The organism is Legionella feeleii (genome assembly GCF_001467625.1).
Lineage (GTDB): Bacteria > Pseudomonadota > Gammaproteobacteria > Legionellales > Legionellaceae > Tatlockia > Tatlockia feeleii.
Map to the genome: position 1 here is coordinate 1 of NZ_LNYB01000065.1, position 267 is coordinate 267.

Sequence of the window (267 nt, forward strand, 5' to 3'; positions counted from 1 at the left end):
AGCGTCAAGTACGGCCAAAACATTAGAGCAAGCAGAAGCCAGCAACCGCTTGTTACAACAGCAGGTTGATGAGCTTGATGGTGCGAATAAAAAATTAGTAGTGAAAGTAGCGGCATTGGATGAGCAAGTGGATGTTCTCAGCAAAGCCCGGGAATCACTGACAGCAGCATTGCGTCAAGAGACGCTGCGGGCGGAATCCGCGGTGGCTGAAGTATCAAGTACCAAGCTAGCCTTGCAATCTGAGGTTGAGAAGTCAAGTCGCTTAGA

The 267-nt window shown here is 49.4% G+C and carries 1 protein-coding gene; it reads left to right on the forward strand.

The genetic code is table 11. From position 1 onward, the window contains the following. A partial coding sequence (locus Lfee_RS17185) for a hypothetical protein (RefSeq protein WP_162262672.1) occupies positions 1-267 on the forward strand: 267 nt, incomplete at both ends.